This window comes from Streptomyces longwoodensis, assembly GCF_001514125.1.
GTDB classification, from domain to species: domain Bacteria; phylum Actinomycetota; class Actinomycetes; order Streptomycetales; family Streptomycetaceae; genus Streptomyces; species Streptomyces longwoodensis.
This window is the reverse complement of the sequence record NZ_KQ948553.1, coordinates 587,519-594,894: the sequence shown is the minus strand read 5'-3', so window position 1 is coordinate 594,894 and position 7,376 is coordinate 587,519. Positions and strand designations below refer to the sequence as shown.

Sequence of the window (7,376 nt, the reverse complement as noted above, 5' to 3'; positions counted from 1 at the left end):
ATATGAGGTGAAGCCGTCCCGGGTCCGGTACTACCGTGGGCCTGTGAGTACTAGGGACATGACAAAGGCTGGCGTCGTCGTGCGGACCGTGCGTGCCGAGGAGTGGCCGGCGGTGAAGGAGCTCCGGCTGTTCGCGCTGCAGGACCCCGTGGCGCACCTGGCGTTCCTGGAGACGTACGAGGAAGCCCTCGCCCGGCCGGACGAGTTCTGGCAGGGGCGGGCGGCCGGGGCCGCCGACGGGGCCCCCGGCGCACGGCAGTTCGTGGCCGAGGCGCCCGGAGGGGACCTGGTGGGCACGCTGACCGTGCTCGTCGAGGAGGCCGGCACCGTCGACTGGGCCGGGTTTCCCGTCGAGCGACGGCAGGGGCACGTCGTCGGGGTCTACGTGCGCCCCCAGTGGCGGGGCGGGGGCGTCAGCCGTGCGCTGTTCGACGCCGGTCTGGGCTGGGCCTGGGACAGCGGGGTGGAGCGGGTGCGGCTCATCGTGCACGAGGAGAACGGCGTCGCCCAGGCCCTGTACCGGCGGGTCGGGTTCGTGCCCAGCGGGGTGACCGTGCCGTTGGGCCACGGCGACGACGAGGCCGAGCTGGAGTTCGTGCTGGAGCGGTCGTAGGGCTCACACCGGGAGTTCGTCGTGCGGCCAGCGGGTCCGGGCCTGTTCGCGGGAGCGCAGCAGGGCCAGGGTCGGCAGGCCGCGGTCGGTGCCGGTGGTGAGCAGGGCCGGGAGCTGGGGGATGGGCGCCACGGCGGCCACGTCGTCCAGGACGAGGGTGAGTGGTGGGTCGAGCCGACCGGAGGATGACCGTTCGGCCATGCGCCGGCCGTGCTCGACCACGCTTGCGGCGAGGGCCGTGAGGAACGGCATCGCGCCCGGCGTCGTCCGGGGGTCCTCGAGGGACTCACCCACTACGTAGAGGCTGCCCCCTTCGTCGATGAAGGAATCCAGTGCGAGGGCGTCCGTTCGGTTCGGGGTGCAGGCCTCACGGACGTTGACCATGGTGAGCGCGGACAGGGCGCGGGTGGCCAGCTCCTGGGCGATGTCCCGGCGTTCCGGGTGGGCGGTGAGGGCGGCCTCCAGTTCGCCGGCGGAGCCGGAGGCGGCCTTCGGGTTCGTGCGGAGGATGCGGACGGCGTCCTGCACCTGGCTGCCCTGGGACCAGCGGTGGACGTGGCGGATGGTGCGGCCGTCCACGGCGGCGGCGTGCAGGTAGCTGCGCAGCAGGGTCTCGGCGGTGTCGCTGACGGCCTGGTCCAGCCGGGAGGCGGGGCGGACGGGGGCGAGGAGGGCGGTGGCCCGGTGGGCCGCGGTGTTCTTGTCCTCGCAGCCGGTGGTGGGGGACCAGTGCAGGCGGGCCGGGGTGTCGCAGAGGTGGGCCGGGTCGTAGACGTGGACGGGGCCCAGCTTGGCGCGGGCGTCCTTGGTGGACTGCCAGAGGGCGGGGTTGGAGGTGACGACGAGGACGGGGCCCTCGGCGTCGCGGACGGCCTGGGCCGCGGTGAGCTCGCGGGCGTCCCGGGGGGCGTAGAGCACCGTGCCCTCGGCGCGGTGGGTGTCCCAGCCGGTCACCGGTTCGCCCTGGGACGGAGGAGCGGCCGGCGGCTCCTCCGGTTGCTCGACCGGCATCGGTGCCGGAGGTGCGACCACCTCGCTGACCTCCTGCCGGGGGTGCGGTACCGGCTCCGGCGGGCGCTCCAGGCCCAGCTTCCTCCGCGCCCGTACCGCCCTCCACCTCGCCAGCGTGCCCATCGTGAACACCGTCAGGACGAACAGGATCATCAGCTGGCCGATGAGCAGGCCCCAGAAGAGGCCGTAGCCGGAGAGGGCGTCGGCGGGGGCGTCGGGCCAGGCGCCCGGGACGTCGTGCGGCCGGCCGATGAGGTGGCGCATGGCCAGGGGGGTGTGGGTGAAGGTGACACCGTCGGGCCAGGCGCCGTGGGAGAACAGGGCCGCCAGGCCGGTGGCCGTCCAGACCAGCAGGGTCATGCCGAGCAGGAAGGCGAGGAAGCCCAGCAGCAGTCCGTCGGGGACACCGCCCTGGGTGCCCCGGCGGGCGGGGCCGTCGTCGACCGGTCTCACGGCTTCCTCGCTCTCCGGGCCCTTCCCTGCTCTTTCCCGCGGGCCCGCTCGTCCCTACGCCACCGTCGACTCGGAGTCGCCCAGGTGCTGTTCCACGAAGGCGGCCGCGCGCTGTTCCGCCTCGAGTTCGGCGGCCCGCAGGGCGTCGTCGCCCTGGAGGAGGTCGCTGGAGGACTCCGTCATGGCGCGGTCGGTGAAGACCAGTGGGCGTTCGGTCTCGGTGATCAGGTGTTTGACCACCTGGACGTTGCCGTTGACGTCCCACACGGCGATGCCGGGGGTGAGGGTGGGGATGATCTCCACCGCCCAGCGGGGCAGGCCCAGGACGCGGCCGGTCGCGCGGGCCTCGTCGGCCTTCTGGGCGTAGATGGTTCTGGTGGAGGCCATCTTCAGGATGGCCGCCGCCTCCTTCGCCGCCGCTCCGTCGACCACGTCGGACAGGTGGTGGACCACCGCCACGAAGGACAGGCCGAGGCGTCGGCCGAACTTCAGCAGGCGCTGGAACAGCTGGGCCACGAACGGGCTGTTGATGATGTGCCAGGCTTCCTCGACCAGGAAGATGCGCTTCTTGCGGTCGGGGCGGATCCAGGTGTGCTCCAGCCACACGCCGACGATCGCCATGAGGATCGGCATGGCGATGGAGTTGCGGTCGATGTGGGACAGGTCGAACACGATCAGCGGGGCGTCGAGGTCGATGCCGACCGTCGTCGGGCCGTCGAACATGCCGCGGAGGTCGCCGTCGACCAGGCGGTCCAGGACCAGGGCGACGTCCAGGCCCCAGGCGCGGACGTCGTCCAGGGCGACGTTCATCGCCTCGGCCGAGTCCGGTTCGGGGTGCCGGAGCTGGTCGACGATGTCGGTCAGGACGGGCTGACGGTCGACGATCGTCTCGTTGACGTAGGCGTGGGCGACCTTGAGGGCGAAGCCGGAGCGTTCGTCCAGGCCGTGGCCCATGGCGACCTCGATGATCGTCCGGAGCAGCGCGAGCTGGCCGGTCGTGGTGATCGACGGGTCGAGCGGGTTGAGGCGGATCCCGTGGTTCAGGGCGGCCGTGGGGTCCAGGCGGATGGGGGTTATCCCCAGCTCCTCGGCGATGAGGTTCCACTCGCCGACGCCGTCCTCGCCCTGGGCGTCCAGGACGACGACCTGGCGGTCGCGGAAGCGCAGCTGGCGCAGGACGTACGTCTTCTCCAGGGCGGACTTGCCGTTGCCGGACTCGCCCAGGACCAGCCAGTGGGGGGCCGGCAGCTGCTGGCCGTAGAGCTGGAAGGGGTCGTAGATGTAGCCCTTCCCGGAGTACACCTCGCGGCCGATGATGACGCCCGAGTCGCCGAGGCCGGGGGCGGCCGTGGGCAGGTAGACGGCCTGGGCCTGGCCCGTGGAGGTGCGCACCGGGAGGCGCGTGGTCTCGACCTTCCCGAAGAGGAAGGACGTGAACGCTTCGGTGAGGATCGACAGGGGGTCCCGCATGGGTGCCCTACCTTCGGATGCCGGTGGCGAACGGGAGGGTGTTCACGAAGGCGCGGTGGTGCTCGCGGTCGCACCACTCCAGCTTGAGGTACGACTTGCCGGCCGAGGCCCTTATCGTGCGCTTGTCGCGGGCGAGTGCCTCCGGGGTGCGGGAGGAGACCGTGATGTAGCCGACCAGGTTGACGCCCGCCGCGCCGCTCGCCAGGTCCTCGCCGCGCTGGTCGAGGCGGCTGTTCGCGGCGACGTCGCGGGGGTCGACGGTGCGGTTCATCTTGGCGGCGCGGGACGCCTCGGCCTCGTCGTTGGTCTTCTCGGTCAGCATGCGTTCGATGGCCACCTCGGTGGGTTCGAGGTCCATCGTGACGGCGACCGTCCGGATGACGTCCGGGGTGTGGACCAGCAGCGGGGCGAGGAAGTTCACGCCTACCGGGGTCATCGGCCACTCCTTGACCCAGGCGGTGGCGTGGCACCAGGGGTGGCGGGTGGCCGACTCGCGGGTCTTGGCCTGGAGGTAGGTGGGCTCCATGGCGTCCAGTTCGGCCGGCCAGGCGTTGCGGCGGGTCATCGCCTGGATGTGGTCGATGGGGTGGTCCGGGTCGTACATGGAGTGGATGAGCGAGGCGAGGCGGCCCTGGCCGAGGGGCTGGCGGACGCGGATGTCCGCCTCCTGCAGGCGCGAGCAGATGTCGGTGAGCTCGCGGGCCATGACGACGGCGAGGCCGGCGTCGCGGTCGAGCTTGCGGCCGTTCTGCGGGCGCGCGGCGCGGGCCATGGCGTGGGCCTCGGCGGCCAGCTCCCGGGAGTAGTGCATGCAGGCGACGAGGTAGGCGCGGTGCTGCTCGCTGCTGGTGGACACCATCGACTGGAGCTGGTCGTACGACTGCTGCAGCCAGCCCGGGGACCGGTCGTCGCCGCGCTGGGCGACGTCCTTGGCGTGGGCGTCGGGGTCGGCGGGGAGGGTGCGGGCGAGCATCTGCAGGCGGGTGACGAAGCCGTCGCCGTTGGCGACGTGCTTGAGCAGGGTGCCGAAGCGGTCGACGAGGGCCTCCTGGTCCTCGCTGTCGCGCAGGCCGACGCCGGGGCCCTCGATCTCGATGGCGGCGGTGACGGTGCGGCGGTCGGCGTGCAGCAGGACCGCGATCTCGTCGGGGCCGAAGGGTGCGGCCAGCCAGCTGATGCGGCCGATGCCGGGGGGCGGCGGGACCTCGACCTCGCGGCCGTCGAGGCGGGTGCCGGCCTCCATGGCGGCGGAGCGGTAGACGGTGCCGCGGCGCAGGGTGCGCTTGTAGCTGCGGTTGATCTCGAACCACTTGTAGAACGTGCGGTGCTTGTACGGCACGTAGACCGCGGCGAGCGCGATCAGCGGGAAGCCGGTGAGCAGCACGATGCGCAGGGCGAGGACGGGGACGAGGAGCCCGCACATCATGCCGAGGAACGCGCCCGCGACGATCAGCGCGATCTCACCGGTCTCGCGGTTGCGGCCGATGATCGCGTTCGGCCGGGCGCGGCCGATCAGATATGTACGGCGGGGCGTGACCGCATGGGACACGTGGGACTCGGTCGTCAACGCCCTTCACCTCCCGTGCGGTTGGTACTGCTGTTGCGGTTGTTGCCGGCGTGCGGGGTGTTGACGGGGCTGCTCGCGCGGGGCGCGGGTGCGGCGGAGGGGACGGGTCCGCCGCCCCCGCCGCCGGAGGCGGGGCGCGAGCTGTGGGCGGCGATGCCGCCGGCGGTGGTGTTGGCGGGGCGGGGCGCTCCCGCGGACGAGCCGCCGCCGTTGCTGTCGGCGCGGGTGCTGTGGGTCTTGATGCCCTGGGCGACCAGGGACGCGGGCGAGGAGATCACCGCGGCGGCCTTGTTCTCGGCGCCCTGCATGATGCGGTTGTTGCGGGAGTTGGCGATCTCGTCGCCGAAGCCGGGGACGAAGCGGTAGATCATCGCGCTGGCGAAGATGGCGAGCAGGATGATGGCGAGGCCGGAGACGACGGCGGAGAACGCGCCGGGGCCGTCGTTGGAGGACAGCGCGCCGGCCAGGCCGAGGACGATCACGATGACCGGCTTGGCCAGGATGACGGCGATCATGATGCCGGCCCAGCGGCGGACGTGGCCCCAGAGGTTCTTGTCGACGAGGCCGGCGTAGACGACGGTGCCGAGGAGGGCGCCGACGTAGAGCAGGGCGGCGCGGACGACGAGCTCCAGCCAGAGGACGCCGGCGGCGAGGATGCTGACCAGGGACACCACGATCAGCATGATCGGGCCGCCGCCGATGTCCTGGCCCTTGGCGAGGGCGCCGGAGAAGGTGCCGAAGAACGTGTCGGTCTGGTCGCCGGTGGCCTTCGCGAGGACCTCGCTGACGCCGTCCGTAGCGGAGACGACCGTGTACAGGATCAGCGGGGTGAAGGCGGAGGCGAGGACGGTCAGCCAGAGGAAGCCGATGGCCTCGGAGATCGCGGTGGTGAGGGGGACGCCGCGGACGGCGCGCTTGGCGACGGCCAGGAGCCACAGCACGAGCGTGAGGATCGTCGAGGCGGCGAAGACGACGGCGTACTGCTGGAGGAACTTGGTGTTGGTGAAGTCGACGTTCGCGGTCTCCTTCACGGCCTCGCTGAGCTTGTCGACGGTCCAGGAGGCGGCGTCGGCGCAGCCTCGCGCGAGCGAGGACAGGGGGTCGAGGGTGTCGGAGACGCCGGGGTTGGTGGTGCCCGAGGTGCCGTTGCCCTTTTCGCAGTACTTCTTGGCCTGGCCGGGGATCAGCGAGCAGTCGACGCTCGAGGACGGTGACGGACCGCCGGTGGGCGTGGGGGACGGGTCCGGCGTGGGCAGCGCGGAGGCACGGGTGGCCAGCAGGACGGCCGTGGTCTGTACGGCGGTCACGGCACCGGCGAGCGTCAGCACGCGGCGGGGGTTACCGGGCATACGTGAACCCTCCGTACGTCTCGATGGCCTTGCTGATCTCGTCGGAGGTGGCCGCCTTGTCGTCGCCCGGGACGGGGGACGGGCCGTCGGTCTGGGTGTCGGTGACGACCTTCCAGTCGCCGTCGGCCCAGCGCAGGCTGAAGGTCCAGGTCTTCCAGGACGTGGTGACCGGGTCGGTGGACTTCTGGCCGGACATGCCGATGAGGCCGACGTACCAGACCGAGACCTGGGCGGTCGTGTCGCTGTAGGCGAGCACGGTGGTGCCGGCCGGGATCACGCGGGAGACGAAGGTGCTGCCCTGCGGGGCGTTGCCGGCCGCGTCGAGGCCCATCTTGGCGAGGAAGTCGGCGGAGTACGCCTGGTCGAGGGCCGTCCGCAGCCGGGAGGCGGCGTCGGCGGTGTAGACGGCGTCCACGATGGTGTGCCGGGTGTCCGGCTGGAACATGCCGGTCGAGCCGAGCACGACGGCGTAGTTGGCCGCGGCCGACTGGGCGCCCTCCTGGCTCCGGGCGAAGCCGGCCGGGATGCCCGCGCCGTTCTTCGTCCGCACCGGCTTCGCCCCCGAGGCTGCCGTGGGTGCTGCCTTCGGGTTGGAGCTGTTCGTGCCGGACGACGTCGCGGCGTCGTCTCCGCCGCGGTTCGCGAAGGCGATCGCCGCGATGAGGAGGACGACCACGCCGACCACCGTGACCAGGCTGCGCGAGGAGGAGCGGCCGCCGCGCCGGGCGCCGCCGTAGGGGTCGTTGTCGGGGACGCGCAGGCGTGTCTGGCCGCCTCCGCCGCCGTAGACGTACCCTCCGTCCTCGCCGGCGCGGGCGGGCTCGCCGTAGCCGTGTTCGTCGCCGGGACTCATGCCCTGTACGCCCCCTCGTTGCCGTACCGGAACGCGTGGTAGTACGACGGTAGCCGTGCG

6 protein-coding genes are annotated in these 7,376 nt (G+C 72.2%); 1 reads left to right on the top strand and 5 read right to left on the bottom strand.

The annotated features are described in order from the left end of the window. Positions 1-58: 58 nt before the first annotated feature. The gene (locus AQJ30_RS17815; protein WP_067234685.1) at positions 59-613 is read left to right on the top strand and encodes a GNAT family N-acetyltransferase; all 555 of its coding nucleotides are present in this window, start codon (positions 59-61) and stop codon (positions 611-613) included. Positions 614-616: 3 nt separating this feature from the next. On the opposite strand, the gene AQJ30_RS17810 is transcribed toward AQJ30_RS17815, so the two are convergent. Genes AQJ30_RS17810 through AQJ30_RS17790 form a run of 5 tightly spaced genes read right to left on the bottom strand, consistent with a single transcriptional unit; the run spans position 617 to position 7,316 of the window. Further along, positions 617-2,077 (bottom strand): type IV secretory system conjugative DNA transfer family protein, encoded by a 1,461-nt coding sequence (locus AQJ30_RS17810; protein ID WP_067234683.1) that lies wholly within the window; start codon positions 2,075-2,077, stop codon positions 617-619. A 54-nt stretch (positions 2,078-2,131) separates the two neighbouring features. Beyond that, a complete protein-coding gene (locus AQJ30_RS17805) occupies positions 2,132-3,547 on the bottom strand; it encodes an ATP-binding protein (RefSeq protein ID WP_067234681.1) in 1,416 nt (471 codons plus the stop codon). 7 nt (positions 3,548-3,554) lie between these two features. Then, entirely contained in the window at positions 3,555-5,114 is a 1,560-nt protein-coding gene (locus tag AQJ30_RS17800; RefSeq protein WP_067234678.1) for an SCO6880 family protein, read from the bottom strand. Beyond that, positions 5,111-6,463 (bottom strand): hypothetical protein, encoded by a 1,353-nt coding sequence (locus AQJ30_RS17795; protein ID WP_067234675.1) that lies wholly within the window; start codon positions 6,461-6,463, stop codon positions 5,111-5,113. Before AQJ30_RS17795 ends, AQJ30_RS17800 begins: the two co-directional genes overlap by 4 nt. Further along, positions 6,453-7,316: a DUF8175 domain-containg protein gene (locus AQJ30_RS17790; protein ID WP_067234673.1), complete on the bottom strand. Its 864-nt coding sequence runs from the start codon at positions 7,314-7,316 to the stop codon at positions 6,453-6,455. The genes AQJ30_RS17795 and AQJ30_RS17790 overlap by 11 nt, the downstream gene beginning before the upstream one ends. Positions 7,317-7,376: the final 60 nt, after the last annotated feature.

Coding starts and splice junctions, on each gene's coding strand:
- AQJ30_RS17795 (WP_067234675.1), bottom strand. CDS start 6,463: ATGCCCGGTAACCCCCGCCGCGTGCTGACGCTCGCCGGTGCCGTGACC.
- AQJ30_RS17805 (WP_067234681.1), bottom strand. CDS start 3,547: ATGCGGGACCCCCTGTCGATCCTCACCGAAGCGTTCACGTCCTTCCTC.
- AQJ30_RS17815 (WP_067234685.1), top strand. CDS start 59: ATGACAAAGGCTGGCGTCGTCGTGCGGACCGTGCGTGCCGAGGAGTGG.
- AQJ30_RS17790 (WP_067234673.1), bottom strand. CDS start 7,316: ATGAGTCCCGGCGACGAACACGGCTACGGCGAGCCCGCCCGCGCCGGC.